This is a genomic window from Streptomyces sp. NBC_00057 (assembly GCF_045041165.1).
In the GTDB taxonomy this organism is placed as follows: domain Bacteria; phylum Actinomycetota; class Actinomycetes; order Streptomycetales; family Streptomycetaceae; genus Streptomyces.
The window spans coordinates 3,002,084-3,020,296 of record NZ_CP108256.1; the positions used below are offsets into that span (position 1 = coordinate 3,002,084).

Consider the following 18,213-nt stretch of genomic DNA (forward strand, 5'->3'; position numbering starts at 1 on the left):
GCAGCAGTTCGTTGGCCGGACCGTGGGCAGTCAGGTGCTGACGCCAGTGGGTGCTGCGGAAGACTGCGATGTTCCCCTCCAGCGTTGCGAATCTTCGCGGCAGCTGCGTGGTGTCGACGACGTCCGAGAGTTCGTCGGTCAGCTCGTCGTTGCCCGCGTCGCGGTATCGGTGCGACGGCTGCCCAGCTCGAAGGGGAACGGCCCCTCGGCCCAGTCGGGAGTCCGCAGCAGACGCACCGGGACGACAACTGTCAGCTCTTGGCGCACACCGGTGATGGTTTCGAGTGAGGGGGACACGGCGGTCATCCGTAGTACTCGGACGGATCCGGCTGGTCGAGGCGGATGACGAACTCGGCCTGGCCGGGGCTCGCCGAGACATGGAAGCGAACACGCTCACCGGTGCGGATGGTGCGGAAGCCTTCAGTCACGATCTGCCGGTAGTCGAATCCGTAGTACCGCTGGTCCTCGTCGTCTCGGACGATGTACGAACCGAGCGTGCCGTTTACTCCCCCGCCACTCGAACGCCTGTCGACAATCGTGCCGTGACGCGGCTCGCCACTCATGCCACCGCCTCCCCGGTGTCGGTGATGTCCTCCACGCAGCGGAAGCCAACCGCGTTGCTTCCCCCGCGTTTCCGGTAGAGACCCTTACTGCTTGCCTGTACAGCACGCATCGGGTTGTCATAGCTGCCGCCGCAAATGACGGCCTCACCCGGATCACCGAGGCTGGTCGACGTCCATTCCCAGCAGTTGCCCACCATGTCGCCGATGCCGAACGGAGAGCGGTTTCCGGGCCGTTCGTCCGATGGCGTCACCCATGCCCGGCGGACGGCGTCGCCTGCGAAGTCCTCGTACCACGCCTGGTAGGTGACGACAGGGCGCCCGACCCATGAGTCCGCACAGTTGATCAGTCCGTCCCGGGGCTCGTCGCCCCAGGGAAACAGGCGGCCGTTCGTACCACGCGCAGCGGCTTCCCACTCCAGGGAGGTAGGCAGCCTCTTGCCCTCGAACCCGGCGAAGGCGTACGCGCTCCACCAGTTGACGCAGACGGCCGGGTACGAGTCGTAGCGCGCGTCGGCGTAGTAGTCGGATTCGCGCAACCTGTCGGTCCACGGATGGTGCGTAACGTTGGCCGGCTGGTCGGGATGGTCCCAGCTCGAGGTGCCATCACTGTTGAGCGCTTGGAGGAAGCGCCGGTAGCGCTGCACCGTCACGGCGTGCCGGTCGAATCGTACGGATCGCGGGACTCGACGGAGCAGCAGCCGTTCGGCCGGGCCGACCAGATACGTCCCGGCGGGCAGTACGCAGTCGTCGGTCGCGGGAGCGCTGGGGAGGGCGGCGAGGAAGGCCCGAACCTGCTCGGTGAGGAAGGCGCCGCCCGGCACGTCGACTGCCGCGTCCTGGTTTCCGGCCTCGGCCAGATACCGCGCCGCAAGCAGTTCCTGGTATGCGGTGTGCACGAAGGCGACCTGATCGGGCCCTGCCGGGCGTAGCAAGGGCGAGAGCACACAGGCGTCGAGCTCAAGGCGTCCGTCGGTGAACGCGCCTGTCCCCAACGACCGGTGCAGGTCGAGGAGGGAGAACACCGTCTGGTCGGTGAGAAAGGCGTGCCCGAAGCATTCGGGCAGACGTTGCTCGATGCCGGCCTGTCCGCGATCGGCCAGGGTCCGGGTGATGTGCGTTCCGAGGATGTCTGCGAGGGAACGCCCCGAAGACAGCCCTAGCGACGCGGTGAGCCTCTTTTCCAACGGTGTTGCGTCAGGTTCGGCGAGGCGTACGAGATGGAAGTGCGGGACCCTGGCCGGGTCGACTCCATTGGCATACATCTGCTCGACGAGCTGTTCGGAACGCCCTGCGCCGCTGTCCAGCAGCTGGCGGACCTGGGGCGAGTCGGCAAGGAAGGACACGCGCGAGCTCATGACCACGGCGGACTCCGCCGAGAGCACGGCCGCCAGATCCACGAAGAGGCGCAGGAAACCGGTGGGGCTCGCCTCATCGACGCCCTCGTCGACGGCGTCGAGCACGCAGAGTGCGGTGCCTGAGCGGATCAAATAGAGAAAGAGGTCGTAGGCGCGGGAGCGGTCCGAAGCCATGGACGGTGCCAGGAGTCGCGCTGCGTACTCCGAGAAGGGTTCGTCCTTGGGCTTGAGTCCAAGGTCGAAGTAGAAGCGGAAACGGCGGGTGTCCGGGTTGACGGCCAGAGAGCGTAAAAGCGTGCTCTTACCACTCCCGGGGCGACCGGTGACCAGCACGTTCGCGCTACCCCGGGCAAGACGGGCGAGCAGCTCCGCAGCATCCGCGGACTCCGTTGTCCGGGGCTCCCCGGTGTGCGGGTCATTGGACAGCACTGCAGCGTTGATCGCCACGCGGGGCTCTGCGGGTGCGGCCATGGAGGAGACGGCGCCGAGGTGTGTTTCGAGGTTGACGAGAGTGTCGACGAAGCCGTCGTAGCGGACGATCCGGAAGTCCAGTCCAAGCATCTGGTGGAGCGCCCCGGATACCGCACTGTCGTTGTTGTCCTCCAAGACAACAAACCTGGTGAGCTTGGGCAATCGGGTGCGCAACAACTCACCGTCGCTGGAGGCGAGGACCGTGCTCAGCTCGTCGGCGTCCCGGGAGAGCATGAGCTCCACGTACTCCAGCCGCATTCCCGATTCACGGCAGAACAGCTGGTAGACGGTGTCGGGGCTGAGAACGAAGCGTTTGGCCTGCCGATAGCCGAGGGTGACGTACAGACCTGCGAGGAACTCACAGCGGCGGGCCACCTCGGGAGCCAGGTCCGGCTCTCCGCCGAGGAGCGCGGGGCTCCCCGTGTTCGTGAACCAGACCAGCACATCGACGAGGCGGCGCACGGCCAGCAGCCCGTCCTCGTCGCTGATGTCGTAGCCGTCGTGCGTGGAACGATTACGAAGGCGACGGATGTCGTCCAGAGCGTCCATCACGGTGCTGCTTCGGATATGCGGACGGCAGCGCTTGACGAGGTCGTTCAGCGCCTTGGTAGAAGGATCACCTTCGATGTTGTGGTGGCGCCATAACTCCTTGAGCAGCTTCTCAGTCAGTTTGCCGACAAGCGCGACAGCATTCTCGGGATAGCCGTCGTCGAGGGAACGCAGAGGGCGCTCGAGGTCGAGCCCGAGACGGTCCGCGATCCGTGCGTGATCGTCCAGTTCACCCCGGAGCCGACGCAGCCGCTCATCGACCACGGTACTCACTCGCCCTCACCTCGTTGATCCGGCAGTTCCCCGAGGACAAAGGCGAACCGGTCGGGAAACACAAGGACGGGCTCGGGGTGGGAGGCACGCATCTCCTCGATCCCCTTCTCGATCTCATGGTCGCTGAAGGTGGAGAGCAAGGACATGTAGCGAGCGCGCACCATGCCGAAGTACCTGTCCCGGTCGATGCGCAACTCGTGCTCGACGTGGGAGAGACCCGCCTCCATCCCAGCCGCTGTCAGATGCTCCACGATGCCGAACGGGTCGGGCTGCAACTCCTCGAAGCGCCTGAGAGCACTGTCGAACAACGGGTACTGGATCGTGGCCGGGAGCATGACCACGAGCAGGCGTCCACCGGCCGCCAGCCGCCCCGCCAGGCCGCGCAACGTCCGGGCCGGATCCGGGAGGTGGTGCACCGATTCCTCAGCCACATCGCATCGAGCCGGCCACAGGGCAGGTCGACATTCCCCTCGGCGATGTCTTCGGCCGAGGCGAGAACCGGTGTCAGACCAGGTGGGTGCGGCGTCCCGATCTGACGAAGCATCGCCTCTGAGGGATCGACGCAGAGGACGGGATGGCTCGGCCGGACAGACTTCGCTACTTCGCGCGCGAACAGCCCTGTACCGCAACCGATGTCGGCGATGCGGTCGTTGGCGGTGAGCCTCAGCGTTTCGGCGATGCGGGCCGACATCCAAGGGATGTAGTCCGGCCCGTACACCCAGTGCTCGTCGTACTCGGCGGCCAGCTCTTCATAATGCCCTTGTACATCGCGCCGCTCCACGATCCCCCTCGCGCGTCACAGGTCTTGATGTGCTGGACAACGACAGGTTATCGCGCCGTACTGGACCGGCAACAGCGTGTATTGCGCCGCTGGTTCACCGCCGACTCGGCAACGTCCGAGGGCGCAGCAAGCAGGACAGGAATCCTTGTCATGAGTTCATCCACGTCCGCCAGGGCCTGGTGATCAGCTCTCGGTACATGCGATGGGAGGGGTTACGCCCCGAGTGGGAGAGAGCCCACCTCTGCGGGGCGTCCCAGTCCTCCGCCGTAGCGGAGGAGTCTCCGCAGACGACGCACAGCATGGCGTACGTCTGAGGCTCGGCATCAGGCTCCTGGTTCGGCGCGAGGGTCCACTGGACGTGCCTCACGATGGCCCGGGGCCCACTCACACTCCGCGCCTGGATTCGGCATTGAGAGCAGCGAGGCGAACGGTCAGCTCCTGGCGCGAGGAGAGCACCTCGATGCCGTCCGGTTCGGCCTCCCACGACCGTCCGCCGCTGATCGGGCGGAGCTGGATGAGCCCGCCAATGGTGCCCATCACGACGCCGAAGCGGTCGGTCTTCATGTCCTTGACTACTGCCCCGATCCGGGGGCCGGCCTGCTGGTTGTTCGCCATGCCAGGGACGGTACGTAGACCCTGAGTATCCAGCCAGATGCCAGGCAGTGCACTTGATGTCACGGTCAGTCAGAACTACATCGACGTGCTGTAGTCAGCCAAATACGCCCAGGTGAGTGCCGACCGTGCGCATATCGGCAGTGAGGGTACGACGCTTCTTCGTGATCTCTTCGAAGGTGATCGCGGCGGCCGTCTGGTGGCGGAACCATTCGGGTGCGACGTAATCCAGACGAGACAGTTCTTCCATGGCGGCCGAGGAGTCACCTGTGCGGACGCGAGCCCGAGCCAGATCGAGGAAGTAACGGTTCCCGTCGTTCGTGCTCGGCTTCCCCAACCGCTTCCACGCCTTCGGTTGGAGTTCTTCCACCTCGCCGGACTTCCGAACGACAGTCCGTGCATCGCCCGCAACCATCGCGTCCTCCAGCTCCTTCATCGCGGCAGTGACGGGCCCGAACTGAGACCAATGGCGCAGAAGGTTGCGGTGCGAAACGCCCACAGCCTTCGCAGCCGTGCCGGCTGCCCTTCGGAGCTCCTTGGCTTCTTCGGGACGGTTGTTTCGAGCCGCCGCGGCAGCGGCCTCCATCGCAAGGCCACCCCAGGTCGCATACTCGTCCGCCGTGGCCCCCTTGATCTTCGGCTCGACGATGTCCATCGTCGCAACGGCAATGTCCTCAGCCTCGTCAAACCGTTCGGTCCGAATGAGCACGAAGCACATGCCGCCCACTCCTGACGCCGCGGTCAGCTCGTTGCCGGCCAGCCGGGCGTCGCTGACGGCTTCCTTGATAGCCCCGTAGGCAAGGTCGTACTGCCTGATCTGCGTCAAGTACCGTCCAGCCAGTTGCAGGGCTTCGGAGCGGACTCGCAGGGCGTCCTGGCGCTCGCTCCCGTGGTCGTAGTAGGCCACGGCCTCGTTCGCGGCTCGAATGAGAGCCGGGAGGTCGGCGGCAGTGCTCTGATAGCTGTCCCCGTAGTAGAGGAGCGCACTGTCGTGGGTCATGCGGCGCAAGCGACGGATGTCGGGCGCGTCCCCGGTCGGCGCGTCAGGCGCGGCCAGGCTGACGGCCGGGGTCAGGGCGATTCGGAGTTCGCGGAGATTCAAGGCGTTGAGGTTGTCATGAGGTACGGGCCTCGGAGCTCCGGCCACCATCAGACCGGAGGTCTTCACTCCAAGCGCGCGGGCCAGGGCATGAAGTGTCTCCATTCGCACACCGTCGTCACCCTGCTCAATCTTCCTGACGGGGCCGACTGACAGTCCCGCTCGGTGGGCGAGCTGCTCTTGACTGAGTCCGGCAGCGCGGCGGTATTTCCTTAGGTTGTCAGCGAGTTCGTCCGACATGCGACACCACCCTTCCTGATTCAGCGTACGCCGGTTGAGAAGCAGGAAAGGGCCGCCGCCAGGCGAACTTCGAGGGTCGGGATTCGAGCTCCGGGACCGGCTGGTTCACTCTTTCGTGGGTACAAGGAGGGGGGCTGGGCACGACGCTTGAGCTTCGGGATCCGGGCGTCGGGATCCGGTCCTCGGGATTCGAGCGCTCTTGGTTAACCACTGGGTAAAAAAAAGGGGGTTGGGAAAACCTCGTCGCCCTCCCTGACCCGTCACGGCCAGCAAGTACGACTAGGGCCTGTCCGGCGGATCATGCTGATTACCGCAGGGGTAGGGTCATCGGCGCTGTATCCATGTGATCACCGGAAGGGGCTGCTGGACGTGTGGACAGACTCATGGGCAGTGGTGGCTGAATCCGACCGGACGCAATGGAACTACGCGCCACTTGAGCGTGTCGGCCCGCTGATCTTCGGCATGAGCGTGCAGGAGGCAAGCATCGCGATGGAGGCGTGCGGATTCACCTCCGACGCCGCTTCGGACGTCGGCAAGTTCGGCCCCTTCGGGCACCTACGCACGAGATTCCGGGCAGCGGGTGCCCCGTTCTACCGCAATGCTGTTACGGCCTACTACGTCGGCCCGATGGGACTGACCTGCATCGCTGTCGACGCCTTGACTGGCCCCCAGGTCACTTTTGACGGGATCCGGCTGATAGGGCGGCCTCCCTCAGAGCTCTCTGCCGAACTAACTGCTTACGCGGAGAAGACCGGCAGGGACATTGAGATCACCAAGGGCGGCGACATCGGCTCGCAGGAGTTGGGGATGAACCCGCGAGCACAGCGAGCCGGCGACGTTGTGCTCACGCGACTGGTCTTCGGTAGGCCCAACGACTGGGCCAACACCATGTTCGACTGCATCCCGGCCGACGAAATGCTTAGCCACTACTGAGCTCGTCCCAGGTTCTGCGAACAGGAAAGCCTGCGGGTAGCCGCTCACGACCTGAGCCACAGGCGGATCGACGCGGCGGTCACGGTACCGGTGAAGACGAAGGCTCTCTTGTCGTAGCGTGTGTCCACGGCCCGGGAGTGCTTGAGCTGGTTGATCGTGCGCTCGACCTCGTTGCGGCGCTTGTACATCTAGCTGTCGAAGCCGACAGGCCGGCCTCCTTTGCTGCCGCGGCGCCAGCGGTGGGTTCACTGGTCCCTCGGTTCAGGGATGGTGTACTTGATCTGGCGTCGGCGCTGGTAGCGGCGGTTGCGCCGAGAGCTGTACGCCCTACCCTCGCCAAGATGGTTGGGGCAGGTGCGCGGACGGCCGCCCTCGGGGCGCTTGACCCGTATGCGCTCCAGCACCGGGATCAACTGCGGGCTGTCGCCCCATTGACCGGGAGTGATCAGCAGGGCCAGCGGCCGGCGACCGCCCTCCCCAGCGAGGTGGATCTTGCAGGTCAGGCCGCCCCGGGAGCGCCCGAGCCCCTCGTCGGGGCGGTGCTGCTGCGGCGTCGATCTCCGCTTCGGAACCCGGGGCGCCCTGCGCGGTGCTCCGGCTGCGTGTTGGTGGGCCCGACATGATGTGGAGTCCACGCTTACCATGCTCCAGTCGATCCCCCCGGCGTCGGCGTCGGCCAGGACGGCTTGGAGGAGTCGCTCCCAGGTGCCGTCCGCCGACCAGCGGCGATGGCGCTCATACACGGTCTTCCAGCTCCCGAACCGCTGCGGCAGATCCCGCCACGGGACACCGGTGCGGATCCGGAACTGCGCTGTCGGAGTACGTCGGGGTCAGCTGTTCGAGCGAGTACGGGTGGTAGACCGCTGCCTCGAACCCGAGGTCGGTGAGGGTCCGGACCAGCTCGCCGGCGTCCCGGTCCGATCCGAAGACGTAGTAGTAGCCGCGCGGGTCGCGATTGCCGAGTTCGGCGACGGGGTGCACATCGGTGCGGTAGTCGCGGTCGAATGCGGGATAGCCGTCACCCAGCCAGTCGGAGCGGGGGCCGCCGGGGGCGAGGTAGAGGTGTCGGCGGCTGTACGGCTCCTTGAGGTCGGGGTCTCACGGGCGATCGTCGCCCGGTGGGACGCGGCGAACTCGGTGATGGAGGTGGTGACTTGAGAGCCACTGGTCGCGCCCGTGGAGTCCGTCGCCCAGACGACGGCCGTGTGTCCCATGACCCAGCGCCCGTCGAGGTGCCTGAGCAGCAGAAAGGCGAGGATGGCGGAGAACGCCAACACGGCGGCGTGTACGAACTTGATACTTCGGTGCAGCATCGACGACCCAGGTCAGGGAGCGCGGCTCCGGGGGGGCGGAACAGGCGGGGAGGTCAGCGTCCGCCACACCTGCGCGGCATCCGCGGCGACCAGCACCCGGTGCTCGTCCACGAACGGCAGCCCCGTCAGCGGGTCCCGTGCACCGGGCACGCAAGCCCAGCCCGAGCCGGCTGCTGCTCCCCGGCCCCGCTCACAGCGCCACCTTCCCGGCGACGATCTGCGCCCACTCGCGGTACCCCTGGGCAGAAGGGTGGAACCGGTCCCGGGCGAAGAAGTCCGGACCCATGGGCAGGACGTTCGTCGAGCCGATCCATGTCACCCCCTGGACCTCCGCGCACACCCGCTGCGCGACCTCGTCCAGCACGGCCGCCCGCTCTCCCAGGTAGCGGCCCAGCACCCCCGGGATGGAGGGGAACTCCGCGAACGGCGGTATCCCCGTCACCACGACCTGATCCGCCCGCTGCGCGAGTTCGCCGACCACGGCCCCCAGATCGTCGCCCCAGTCCTGCGGGCTGCGCCGGGTCAGTACGTCGTTGACCCCCGCCAGCAGGGCCACCACGTGGAGGCCGGTGTCCAGCTCGGGCAGCAGCCGGTACCGGATGCGCCGCGCCGTGGCCCCGTACCGGCCGTGCACCGACCAGTCCACGGGACGCCCGGTGCGCACACTGAGCTCCCGCGCGAACTGCCCGGTGAACCCCTCCTCCTGCTGCTCCACGCCGCAGCCCGCCGCCGTCGACTCACCGACCACGGCTATCCGCAGCGGTTCGCCCCCGGCCGCCTCACCGGCCGTCCCGGATTCCGGCCCGCCCGCGGGTGGCAGCGCCTCGGTGGACATGCGCACGAACAGCGCCTGCGCGGCGACGACGGGCATCAGCAAGGGGTGCATGAACGGGTCCCTAGAAGTGAGAGAGATCGGGCGCCGCGCGGAATCCGGCACGGCCGTTCCAACCGTCCCAGCGCGGCACGACAGTAATCTCCCACCGACTGAGCGGGCAACAACTGCCCGCCCTGCGGCCCTGGTTCCACCCCAGCACCAGCCTGGACAGTTTCAGCCAGACCACCGAGCCGGGACGAGGTTGCGTTGGTGCGCCGTCCGCTTCGACTCCCGGAACTTGGCAGCTTTCGGCCGCTACCAGCCGGTTGCCTCCCACCCCTGCCTACCCTCCCCCACGACGACCTGCGAGAGCTCGAACCACAACGGGGAAATTGGTGGTAAACGGGAGGCAGATGAAGGCGAGAGCTCGCGAAGCCACGACCGGGCGGTGGCCGCGTCCGCTCCGCCGATCGAGCAGTGCCACACTGCGGATCGGAACCCGAGTTCCGGGCCTTGGGGGTCGGGGTTCGAGCTTCGGGGCCGGGTGGTTCACTCCTTCGTGGGCACAGGGAGGGTGCCGGGCCCGACGCTTGAGCTTCGGGATCCGGGCGGCGGGATCCGGGCTCCGGGATTCGAGCGCTCTTGGTTAACCGGTAGATGAAAGAAGGGGGTTGGGAAAACCTCCCCGCCCTCCCTGACCCGTCACGACCAGCAAGTACGACTAATCCTGACCAGCTTGCGGCGTGCCATCGCGGCTGCTTACGGTGCCCCCAACGAAACGACCCCGACGCGGTGTTCGAGCACCAGGCCGGGGTCTCACCCCAAGATCGAAAAGGCCGATCTCGTGGCTACCGAGAACTTTAACCCTGCCCTGCGTACGCCCGCATCCTCGCGCCCATACCCGAAGGCCAACCGCGGCTACGGCAAGCGATCCGCGCCGGACCAACGCCCCGTGCACGCAGATGACTTCACGCTGCTGCCCGAACGCGAGCGCTACATCGCCGGGTACGTCGACCACCTGCCCGACGGCGCCGCCATGGACATCAAGTCACTGGCCAGGAGCATCCCCCTGTACGGGCAGATGGCCGTCGGCAGCGCCCTCAGGGCACTGGGCGTGGCCGGTCACCTGCGCCACGCCCAGTGCCGGATCGAAGAACGCGGCCAGGTCCGCTGGGTCACCCGAACCTTCTGGTCCCGCACCGCCCGCGACAACGAATGGTGGGGCGCCTTCCTGGACGCCGAGAACAACCGAGCCACTCAAGAAGCAGCCGCATCAACCGCTCCCCAGCCGCCGCCCCGGGTCCCCGCGGAAGCACCCGTTCCCCAGGCCGGGGCACAACCACCGGCGCCGGCCCCCGCAACGCCGGCCGGGCCCGCAGCGCAACCCGCCTCGCCCGCTCCCGTACCCGTCGTACCGCAGCAGCGAACCCCCGAACCAGCCCCGGCGCACCCCTCACCCGCGTACCTCGCCCTGGCCCAACTGGGCCGACTCGAACCACGCCTGGCACTCTCCGCCGCCGACTGCACCGTCCTGGCGCCCCTGGCCGCCCAGTGGTTCACCCGGGGCGTGGACACCGACTACCTCACCCGCGCCCTCACCTCCGGTCTCCCCGCCCAGGTCGACTCCCCCATCGGCTTCGTACGCCGCCGCCTCAACGACAAGATCCCGCCCGGTCTGCCCACCACCCGGACACCGGCCACGCCAGGTACTCCCCTCCGCCGCCTGATGGTGGAATGCACCGAATGCGGCACACCCGGCCACCCCGAAGCACTCCCCGACGGCCTCTGCCGCCCCTGCCGCACACCCGCCCTGGGCCCGGCCCCGACAGCCCCCGCCGACCCGCCCGTCGAACGTGACATCCACGCGCTGGTCAGCACCCTCCGCGATCTGATGAAAACCCCCTGAACGCGTCGAGTTGCGCAGGTACCGCGCAGACGGCCGCCTGGAGATACGTACGCCCCGCCTCACACCGTCTCGAACACGTCCTCCAGCTCCTGCAGGAGCCTGCGCTTGGGGCGGGCGCCCACCATCGACTTCACCGGTTCGCCGGAGCGGAACACCATCAGGGTCGGCATCGACAGCACCGCGTACCGGCTCGCGATCCCCGGGTTGCGGTCGACGTCAATCTGGACGATCTTGATGCGCTCGGCCTCCTCGGCGGCAACGGCGCTGAGTACGGGGGCGAGCCGGCGGCACGGGCCGCACCAGTCGGCGGTGAACTCGACCAGTACGGGGAGGTCTGCCCCGAGCACCTCCCCGTCGAAGGTGGTGTCGGTGACCTCGGCCACGCCCTCTGCTGCATGAATCATCTGTCATCCTCCCAGTTCACAACGTGGTTCCGGACCGCCGGGAAGCTCTGCCGCGGCCTCCAGTTCGGCCCTCGCGAGCTGTGCGCCCACCTGGGCGCGTACCGCCTGGAGCTGCTCGATGAGCGAGTCGAGCTCGCCGAGCTTGCGCCGGTAGACGGCGAGCGAGGCGGGGCAGGCGTCACCGGCCGGGTGGCCGGCGCGCAGGCACTCGACGAACGGCCGGGTCTCCTCCAGTTCGAACCCGAAGTCCTGCAGGGTCCTGATCTGCTGGACCAGACGCAGATCGTCCTCGTCGTACGCGCGGTACCCGTTGCCGGCCCGGCGCGCAGGCAGCAGTCCGCGTGACTCGTAGTACCGCAGAGTCCGCGTGGTCGTCCCGGCCCGCTCGGCCAGCTCCCCGATTCGCATGTCTTCGACGGTAAAGGTTGACGCAGACGTCAAGGCAAGCACGAAGGGCCGTCGCGGGAGCTCCCGCGACGGCCCTGCCGCTGTGCTGGGTATTCGGTGTCTATGCCTTCGCCAGAGCGGGCTCCTGGCCGCCGTCGCGCGGCTCGGGAACGGTGTTCGTGGCGTCGCCGTGCCCGGCGTCCTGGTTGAGCATCTGCTCGTTCCACGGGAGCGCGCCGGAGAGGACCTGGTGCACCCGCTCCTTGTCGATCTCCTTGGTCCAGGTGCCGACCAGGACGGTGGCCACCGCGTTGCCCGCGAAGTTCGTCATGGCGCGGGCCTCGCTCATGAAGCGGTCGATGCCGACGATCAGTCCGACGCCGTCCACCAGTTCGGGGCGGTGCGACTGGAGGCCGCCCGCGAGGGTGGCGAGGCCCGCGCCGGTGACTCCGGCCGCGCCCTTCGAGGCGACGATCATGAAGAGCAGGAGCGAGATCTGCTCACTCGCGCTCAGCGGGTCGCCCATCGCGTTGGCGATGAAGAGCGAGGACATCGTGAGGTAGATGGCGGTGCCGTCGAGGTTGAAGGAGTAGCCGGTCGGCACGGTGATGCCGACGACGGGCTTGCTGACCCCGAGGTGCTCCATCTTCGCGATGAGCCGCGGCAGGGCGGACTCCGACGAGGAGGTGGAGAGGATCAGCAGGAACTCGCGGCCCAGATACTTCAGCAGAGCCAGCACATTGACCCCGGCGACCAGCCGCAGGATCGTGCCGAGCACCACGAAGACGAAGATCGCGCAGGTGACGTAGAAGCCGACCATGATGATCGCGAGGGACTTCAGGGCGTCGATGCCGGTCTCGCCGACCACCGCCGCCATCGCGCCGAACGCGCCGACCGGGGCCACCCACATGATCATGGCGAGGATGCGGAAGACGAGGCGCTGGATGTGGCCGATGCCGCGCAGGACCGGTTCGCCGGCCGAGCCCATGGACTGGAGTGCGAAGCCCGTGAGCAGGGCGATGAGCAGAGTCTGCAGCACCTCGCCCTCGGTGAAGGCGGAGACCATCGTCGTGGGGATGATGCCGAGCAGGAAGTCCACGGTGGACTCGCTGGGGCCCGCCGCCTGCTGCTCGCCCGCGGCGCGTACCTCTTCGGTGAGGTGGAGGCCCTGGCCGGGCTCCAGGATGTTGCCGACGAGCAGGCCGATGGCGAGTGCGACGGTCGACATCAGCAGGAAGTAGCCGAGGGCGAGGCCGCCGACCGCGCCGACCTTGGCGGCCTTGCGCACCGATCCGACGCCCAGCACGATCGTGCAGAAGATGATGGGCGAGATCATCATCTTGATGAGGTTCACGAAGCCGGTACCGATTGGCTTGAGTTCGACGGCAACGTCCGGGGCCGCGAAGCCCACGAGGATACCGAGGCCCACAGCCGCGATCACGGCGAGATACAGATAATGCGTACGGTCCCGCTTGGCGGCTGCCACTCCCACGGGGGTTCTCCTCGGCTCGTCCAGGTCGCTCCCCCGTCCCTGGGGGGCCTGGCGACTATCTCGCTCCCTGTGACGGCGGTCACCGTTACGTGCATTTCGTTCATATGTTTTCGGCCAGGCAGACTGTTGCCATGCGTCTCCCCCGCCCCCGTACCCGCCCTCGCAGCCTGGCCGGCCAACTCTTCGCCATGCAGGTGGTGCTGGTCGCGGCCGTGGTGGCGGGGTACGCGTTCTTCGCATACGTCTCCGGCCGCGCACAGGCGAAGGAGACCGCGACCCGGCAGGTCAGGACGGCGGCGCTGGCGATCGCGGACTCGCCGTCCGTACGGGAGGCGATCCGTACCCCGGACCCGTCCGCCGTGCTGCAGCCGTACGCCGAGAAGGTCCGCAGGGACACCGGGATCGCCTTCGTCACGATCATGTCCCCGGACCGGGTCCGCTGGACACATCCGGACACCGACCGGATCGGGGAGCAGTTCCTAGGGCACACCGAACAGGCGCTGCGCGGCGAGACGTTCACGGAGACGTACACCGGCACGCTCGGACCCTCGATCCGGGTCGTCACCCCGGTCCGGGACGGCGGCAGGATCACCGGCCTGGTCAGCGCGGGCATCACGGTCGAGCGAGTCTCCTCGCAGATGCGGGCGCAGCTCGAGGCACTGGGGCTGGCGGCGGGCGGGGCGCTGGCGCTCGGCGGCATCGGCACGTATGTGATCAATGCCCGGCTCCGGCGGCACACGCACGGCATGAACGCCGCCGAGCTGAGCCGGATGCACGACTACCACCAGGCCACGCTGCACGCGGTGCGCGAGGGACTGCTGATGCTCGACGGGCGGCGCCGGATCGCGCTGATCAACGACGCGGGCCGGGAGCTCCTCGGGCTGGAACCGGGTGCGGTCGGGCGCAGCGTCACCGAGCTGGATCTGCCGGCGCCGCTGACCGGTGCGCTGCTCGCCTCCGAGGAGCGGGTCGACGAGCTGCATCTGACGGCGGACCGGGTGATCGTGGTCAACACGCGTCCGGTGGTGGGCGGGGAGCAGCGCGGTACGGTCGTGACGTTGCGAGATCACACGGAACTCCAGGCGCTGTCCGGTGAGTTGGACTCCGAGCGGGGATTCACCCAGGCGTTGCGCTCACAGGCGCACGAGGCTGCGAACCGGCTGCACACAGTCGTGTCGCTGATCGAGCTCGGCCGGGCCGAGGAGGCGGTGGGTTTCGCGACAGCCGAACTGGAGCTGGCCCAGGCCCTCACCGACCGGGTGGTGGGCGCCGTCGCCGAACCGGTGCTGGCGGCACTGCTGCTCGGCAAGGCGGCGCAGGCGAACGAGCGGGGGGTGGAGCTGGTGCTCGCGGACGACAGCCTGATCGACGACGGCGCCCTGCCCACGGCCCTCCCGCCACGGGACCTGGTGACGATCCTCGGCAATCTGATCGACAACGCGGTGGACGCGGCGTCGGAGGCGGTGACCGGTACGCCGGGCGCCGGAGTCATGCCCGGCCGGCGGCATGCGCTGCCGGGGAGGGCCGCCCGCGCCCGGGTCACCGTCACCGCGCTCGCCGGGGAGGGCGAGCTGCTGCTGCGGGTCGCCGACACCGGGGCCGGGATCGATCCCGACGACGCCGCCGAGGTGTTCGACCGGGGCTGGTCGACGCACGGCGCGGGCCGGGGGATCGGTCTGGCCCTCGTACAGCAGGCAGTGCATCGCAACGGCGGGACGGTGGCGCTGGACCGCGGCCCGGACGGCGGTGCGGAGTTCACGGTGCGGCTGCCGCTGGCCGTCGGCGACCGCACGAAGCACACCACGAAGGAGGCCACCGCGTGATCCAGGTGCTGGTCGTCGAGGACGATCCCGTAGCCGCGGACGCCCATCAGCTGTACGTGGGCCGCGTCCCCGGATTCACGGTGGCCGCGGTCGCGCATTCGCGCGCGGAGGCGGTGCGGGCGCTGGACCGTACGCCGGTCGATCTGCTGCTCCTGGATCTGTATCTGCCCGACGGGCACGGTCTGCAGCTGCTGCGCTCGCTGCGCGCGGCCGGGCACTCGGCGGATGTCATCGCGGTGACGTCGGCGCGTGATCTGACGGTGGTCCGGGAAGGCGTGTCGCTCGGTGTCGTCCAGTACGTGCTGAAGCCGTTCACCTTCGCCACCCTGCGCGACCGGCTCGTCCGCTACGCCGAGTTCCGCGCGGCAGCCGGTGAGGCGAGCGGTCAGGACGAGGTGGACCGGGCGCTCGGCGCACTGCGCGCGCCACAGCCGACCCGGCTGCCGAAGGGGCTGAGCGGCCCGACGCTGGAGGCCGTCACCCGTGTCCTGCGGGCCGCCCAGGACGGAGTGACGGCGGGCGCGACCGGGGTGGAGCTGGGCATCTCGCGAATCACCGCGCGCCGCTATCTGGAACATCTGGTGACCGTGGGGCGCGCGGTACGCAGCCCGCAGTACGGTCAGATCGGGCGCCCGGAGCTGCACTACCGGTGGGTGGCCCAGGGGCGCTGACTCCGTGCAGCACCAGGCGCTTCGTAGCCGTTGAGGGCCCTGAAGGCGCTCGTGCGGACCCGGACGCACGAGACGCTCGTGGACGGAATCGGAGTCGGTGTCGGCTTCTCAGCCTGAGGCGCGGGGTGGTGGATCTCTCTGGCGTCACGGTGTATCGAGACTTGCGAGAGCATGACGGATTGCCGCGAGGGCTTCCTCGTCCGTGACGTTGAGCTGCCTGGCGGCAGCGGTGTAGGTGCTTGCGTGTTCCGCGAGCTTCGCCTTGGCATCGGTAGTGGCCGCCGGGGCGACAACTTGGGTACCAGAGCCTCGGCGGCTCTTGACGAGGCCCGCGGTCTCGAGTTCGCGGTATGCCCGCACCACGGTGTTGTTGGCGAGTCCGAGGTCGGAGGCAAGCTGGCGCACGGACGGCAGCCTGTCCCCCTGACGCAATTGGCCGACGGAGATCAAATCGGCTAGTTGTCCGCGAAGTTGTTCGTAAGGTGGAACAGGGGAAGCGTGGTTGATGCTGACGCGGTGTGCTGTCATGGCCGCGCCGTGACATAGACCTGCGGGAGCAACAGGACACTCAGACAGTGACACGCGGTCATTGCAGAAGTGAGGGCCGTTACGGCCAGCCCCCACAAGGCCACGTCCTTCATCCAGCCCGCGCAGGACACGCTCAGCACCGCGACGCCCATCGTCAAGGCGACAGCGAAAAGAGGGGCTGTCACCAGCACTCCCCATGCGCCGATCGCCGCCCGGATTCTCACGCGGCGTTGCTCGTCATTCCCGGACCGCACGGTGACGCGGCGCAGGAGCAGTGCACAGGCAACAGCACCGAGCGCGAGGCCGCCGAGGGTCGGCCAGGCGTAGTAGGGGCCGGGCCAGGGCGAGAGCAGTTGGGCTCCTGCCGGGCACCTGACGGACAGTGCACGCCCCGAACGTCCCTCAGCGTCCGTCGAGGCTGTTGAGACGGCGACGATCAGGAGGATGAGTAAGACGACAGCCTGCGCGGCCAATGCAGTAGTCAGGGAGCGAGGCAGATAGTCCCGGATCCGGCGCGGCGCCATGTGGGCTATGCGCAGACGGCCGGAATTCGGGCGCGCAACCACGTCTGCTGCGAAGACGCCGGCCATGACACACAGTCCGAATACGGGAAATGCGTACAGCAGATCCACGTCGGACTCGGGACTGAAGGAGACCAGCGCGTTGACCACCAGGCCGGTGGCCGCACCGGCCCATCGAACGGGAGTATCGAGCCGCGCTCTCCATGTGCCTTCCGTCGGTGCGGCAGCAGACATGCCGATCCCTTTCCCTCCCGTAAGCTGTATTACCTGCCTGACACAATTGCTGTTGAACTGAAGTGTGTCAAGAGGTTGACACACTTGGGCGGGAGGGGTGTGCCCGCAGCGGTTGACGGGGCGTGCTGCGCACAGGGCGGCTGAGTACGGCCTCGGGATCGGCCTCAATGGACGGGTCCGCCCCGCGACGACCCCGGGCACACCTCGATCCAGCCCCGGTCGACAAAGGCAGCATGCGGTTGCAGTACTAGGACGTTCATACGAGCCGTGATATCGGTGGAACACACCGTAGTCAGACCGTGTATCGACTCCTACGGTGGGGCCGTGCACCCCTCCCCGTCCTTCAACGCCCCCGCCGCGCGTCGACTCCGCGAGGCCCTGGGGATGCTTCCCGGCGATGTCGCCTATGGTCTCGGAGCCCAGTACGGGCTCCGCGTCAGCGCCGAGACGGTGGCCGCCTGGGAGCGTGGGATCGCCATGCCGAGCGAGTACGAACTCACGGCGCTGGCCGGGGTGTTGTGGTGCTCACCGGGCGAACTCCTGACCGCCGCACGCACCCTGCGGGAGCACCGGATGGCCCGGGAGCTGGCCGTCGACGAGCTGGCGCGCCTGCTGGGGCTGACCGCCTCCGCGTATCTGCGGATGGAGGAGGCGGGGCGCTGGCGCGGCAACGAACGCCAGTCCGCGGTGCTCAGCGAGGTACTGGGGCTGACGGCCGCCGGGGTCGTGACGGTGTCGGGCCGGGACGAGGAGCTGGCGGAGCTGTTGCGCAGTGCGGTGACGACGCGCCGGCAGGCCCATGTCCGGCCGGTGGCGAAGCTGGTGCCACTGGAGCGCGGGTTCCTGCAGGACGTACTTGAACAGCTGCACGCCGACTACCAGGCGCTGATGATGTCGACGCTGAGCTGGAGCAGCACGGGTACGGAGCGGGCCGGGTCGACGGGCGATGCGGGGCGGGAGTTCCTGGCGAAGATCGTGGAACGGTTCTGGCAGACGGCGGGGGTGCAGGGGACGAGCGTCTGAGCCGGCCGCCCCCTTCAGTCGAGTCGGGACATGTCCGGGACAGAGGTAGGCCTTGTTGATCCGGGCCGCCGACTCAAGAGTGGATTCCGGCACTACGGCCCGTCCGGCCCTGACCTTCCTGAACGGCCCCGAAGGCCGGGGAAACGGCAAGCGGCCCCGACCGTCCACGGGGGGACAGTCGGGGCCGCCGGCCACTGCTTGTGACGCTGCCGCGTGCGTCC

18 protein-coding genes and 2 pseudogenes are annotated in these 18,213 nt (G+C 68.1%); 5 read left to right on the top strand and 15 right to left on the bottom strand.

The annotated features are described in order from the left end of the window. Positions 1-138: 138 nt before the first annotated feature. From OG953_RS13760 to OG953_RS13790, 7 genes and pseudogenes are all read right to left on the bottom strand, one after another. Positions 139-306: a hypothetical protein gene (locus OG953_RS13760; RefSeq protein WP_405684452.1), complete on the bottom strand. Its 168-nt coding sequence runs from the start codon at positions 304-306 to the stop codon at positions 139-141. Continuing rightward, complete coding sequence (locus tag OG953_RS13765) at positions 303-563, bottom strand: hypothetical protein (RefSeq protein WP_405684453.1); 261 nt, start codon at positions 561-563, stop codon at positions 303-305. Before OG953_RS13765 ends, OG953_RS13760 begins: the two co-directional genes overlap by 4 nt. Continuing rightward, on the bottom strand, positions 560-3,211 hold the full coding sequence (locus OG953_RS13770; protein WP_405684454.1) for an SUMF1/EgtB/PvdO family nonheme iron enzyme: 2,652 nt from the start codon (positions 3,209-3,211) through the stop codon (positions 560-562). The genes OG953_RS13765 and OG953_RS13770 overlap by 4 nt, the downstream gene beginning before the upstream one ends. Further along, entirely contained in the window at positions 3,208-3,627 is a 420-nt protein-coding gene (locus tag OG953_RS13775) for a hypothetical protein (protein ID WP_405692457.1), read from the bottom strand. Before OG953_RS13775 ends, OG953_RS13770 begins: the two co-directional genes overlap by 4 nt. Positions 3,628-3,725: 98 nt before the next feature. Beyond that, a pseudogene (locus OG953_RS13780) lies at positions 3,726-3,902 on the bottom strand (class I SAM-dependent methyltransferase); the annotation flags it as partial. A 474-nt stretch (positions 3,903-4,376) separates the two neighbouring features. After that, positions 4,377-4,607 carry a hypothetical protein gene (locus tag OG953_RS13785; protein WP_405684455.1) on the bottom strand — a complete coding sequence of 77 codons (231 nt, stop codon included), beginning with the start codon at positions 4,605-4,607 and terminating at the stop codon, positions 4,377-4,379. 94 nt (positions 4,608-4,701) lie between these two features. Next, positions 4,702-5,943, bottom strand: a complete 1,242-nt coding sequence (locus tag OG953_RS13790) for a helix-turn-helix domain-containing protein (RefSeq protein ID WP_405684457.1) — start codon at positions 5,941-5,943, stop codon at positions 4,702-4,704. A gap of 390 nt (positions 5,944-6,333) precedes the next feature. On the opposite strand from OG953_RS13790, the gene OG953_RS13795 reads away from it, so the two are divergent. After that, positions 6,334-6,876 (top strand): hypothetical protein, encoded by a 543-nt coding sequence (locus tag OG953_RS13795; protein WP_405684459.1) that lies wholly within the window; start codon positions 6,334-6,336, stop codon positions 6,874-6,876. Between the two features lie 44 nt (positions 6,877-6,920). Here OG953_RS13795 and OG953_RS13800 read toward each other — a convergent pair. The 3 genes and pseudogenes from OG953_RS13800 to OG953_RS13810 form a co-directional block, all read right to left on the bottom strand. Continuing rightward, a pseudogene (locus OG953_RS13800) lies at positions 6,921-7,682 on the bottom strand (IS5 family transposase); the annotation flags it as partial. After that, positions 7,612-7,857, bottom strand: a complete 246-nt coding sequence (locus tag OG953_RS13805; RefSeq protein ID WP_405684460.1) for a hypothetical protein — start codon at positions 7,855-7,857, stop codon at positions 7,612-7,614. The pseudogene OG953_RS13800 and the gene OG953_RS13805, both read right to left, overlap by 71 nt. 522 nt (positions 7,858-8,379) lie before the next feature. Beyond that, positions 8,380-9,075 carry an SGNH/GDSL hydrolase family protein gene (locus OG953_RS13810; RefSeq protein WP_405684461.1) on the bottom strand — a complete coding sequence of 232 codons (696 nt, stop codon included), beginning with the start codon at positions 9,073-9,075 and terminating at the stop codon, positions 8,380-8,382. A gap of 772 nt (positions 9,076-9,847) precedes the next feature. Here OG953_RS13810 and OG953_RS13815 point away from each other — a divergent pair. After that, on the top strand, positions 9,848-10,909 hold the full coding sequence (locus OG953_RS13815) for a MarR family transcriptional regulator (RefSeq protein WP_405684463.1): 1,062 nt from the start codon (positions 9,848-9,850) through the stop codon (positions 10,907-10,909). Between the two features lie 59 nt (positions 10,910-10,968). Here OG953_RS13815 and trxA read toward each other — a convergent pair whose 3' ends face one another. From trxA to OG953_RS13830, 3 genes are all read right to left on the bottom strand, one after another. After that, positions 10,969-11,313: a thioredoxin gene (gene trxA / locus OG953_RS13820; protein ID WP_405684464.1), complete on the bottom strand. Its 345-nt coding sequence runs from the start codon at positions 11,311-11,313 to the stop codon at positions 10,969-10,971. Between the two features lie 3 nt (positions 11,314-11,316). Then, positions 11,317-11,721 (bottom strand): MerR family transcriptional regulator, encoded by a 405-nt coding sequence (locus OG953_RS13825; protein WP_401990420.1) that lies wholly within the window; start codon positions 11,719-11,721, stop codon positions 11,317-11,319. 100 nt (positions 11,722-11,821) lie between these two features. Continuing rightward, entirely contained in the window at positions 11,822-13,192 is a 1,371-nt protein-coding gene (locus OG953_RS13830) for a cation:dicarboxylate symporter family transporter (protein WP_405684466.1), read from the bottom strand. 131 nt (positions 13,193-13,323) lie between these two features. Between OG953_RS13830 and OG953_RS13835 the strand changes: the two genes are divergently transcribed. Beyond that, positions 13,324-15,015 carry an ATP-binding protein gene (locus OG953_RS13835; RefSeq protein ID WP_405684467.1) on the top strand — a complete coding sequence of 564 codons (1,692 nt, stop codon included), beginning with the start codon at positions 13,324-13,326 and terminating at the stop codon, positions 15,013-15,015. Further along, the gene (locus OG953_RS13840) at positions 15,012-15,686 is read left to right on the top strand and encodes a response regulator (protein WP_405684468.1); all 675 of its coding nucleotides are present in this window, start codon (positions 15,012-15,014) and stop codon (positions 15,684-15,686) included. The genes OG953_RS13835 and OG953_RS13840 overlap by 4 nt, the downstream gene beginning before the upstream one ends. A 144-nt stretch (positions 15,687-15,830) precedes the next feature. On the opposite strand, the gene OG953_RS13845 is transcribed toward OG953_RS13840, so the two are convergent. Next, positions 15,831-16,214, bottom strand: coding sequence for a GntR family transcriptional regulator (locus OG953_RS13845; RefSeq protein WP_405684469.1), 384 nt, complete (start codon positions 16,212-16,214; stop codon positions 15,831-15,833). Then, the gene (locus OG953_RS13850; RefSeq protein WP_405684471.1) at positions 16,211-16,969 is read right to left on the bottom strand and encodes a hypothetical protein; all 759 of its coding nucleotides are present in this window, start codon (positions 16,967-16,969) and stop codon (positions 16,211-16,213) included. Before OG953_RS13850 ends, OG953_RS13845 begins: the two co-directional genes overlap by 4 nt. Positions 16,970-17,353: 384 nt before the next feature. Between OG953_RS13850 and OG953_RS13855 the strand changes: the two genes are divergently transcribed. Continuing rightward, on the top strand, positions 17,354-17,992 hold the full coding sequence (locus OG953_RS13855) for an XRE family transcriptional regulator (RefSeq protein WP_405691811.1): 639 nt from the start codon (positions 17,354-17,356) through the stop codon (positions 17,990-17,992). Positions 17,993-18,213: the final 221 nt, after the last annotated feature.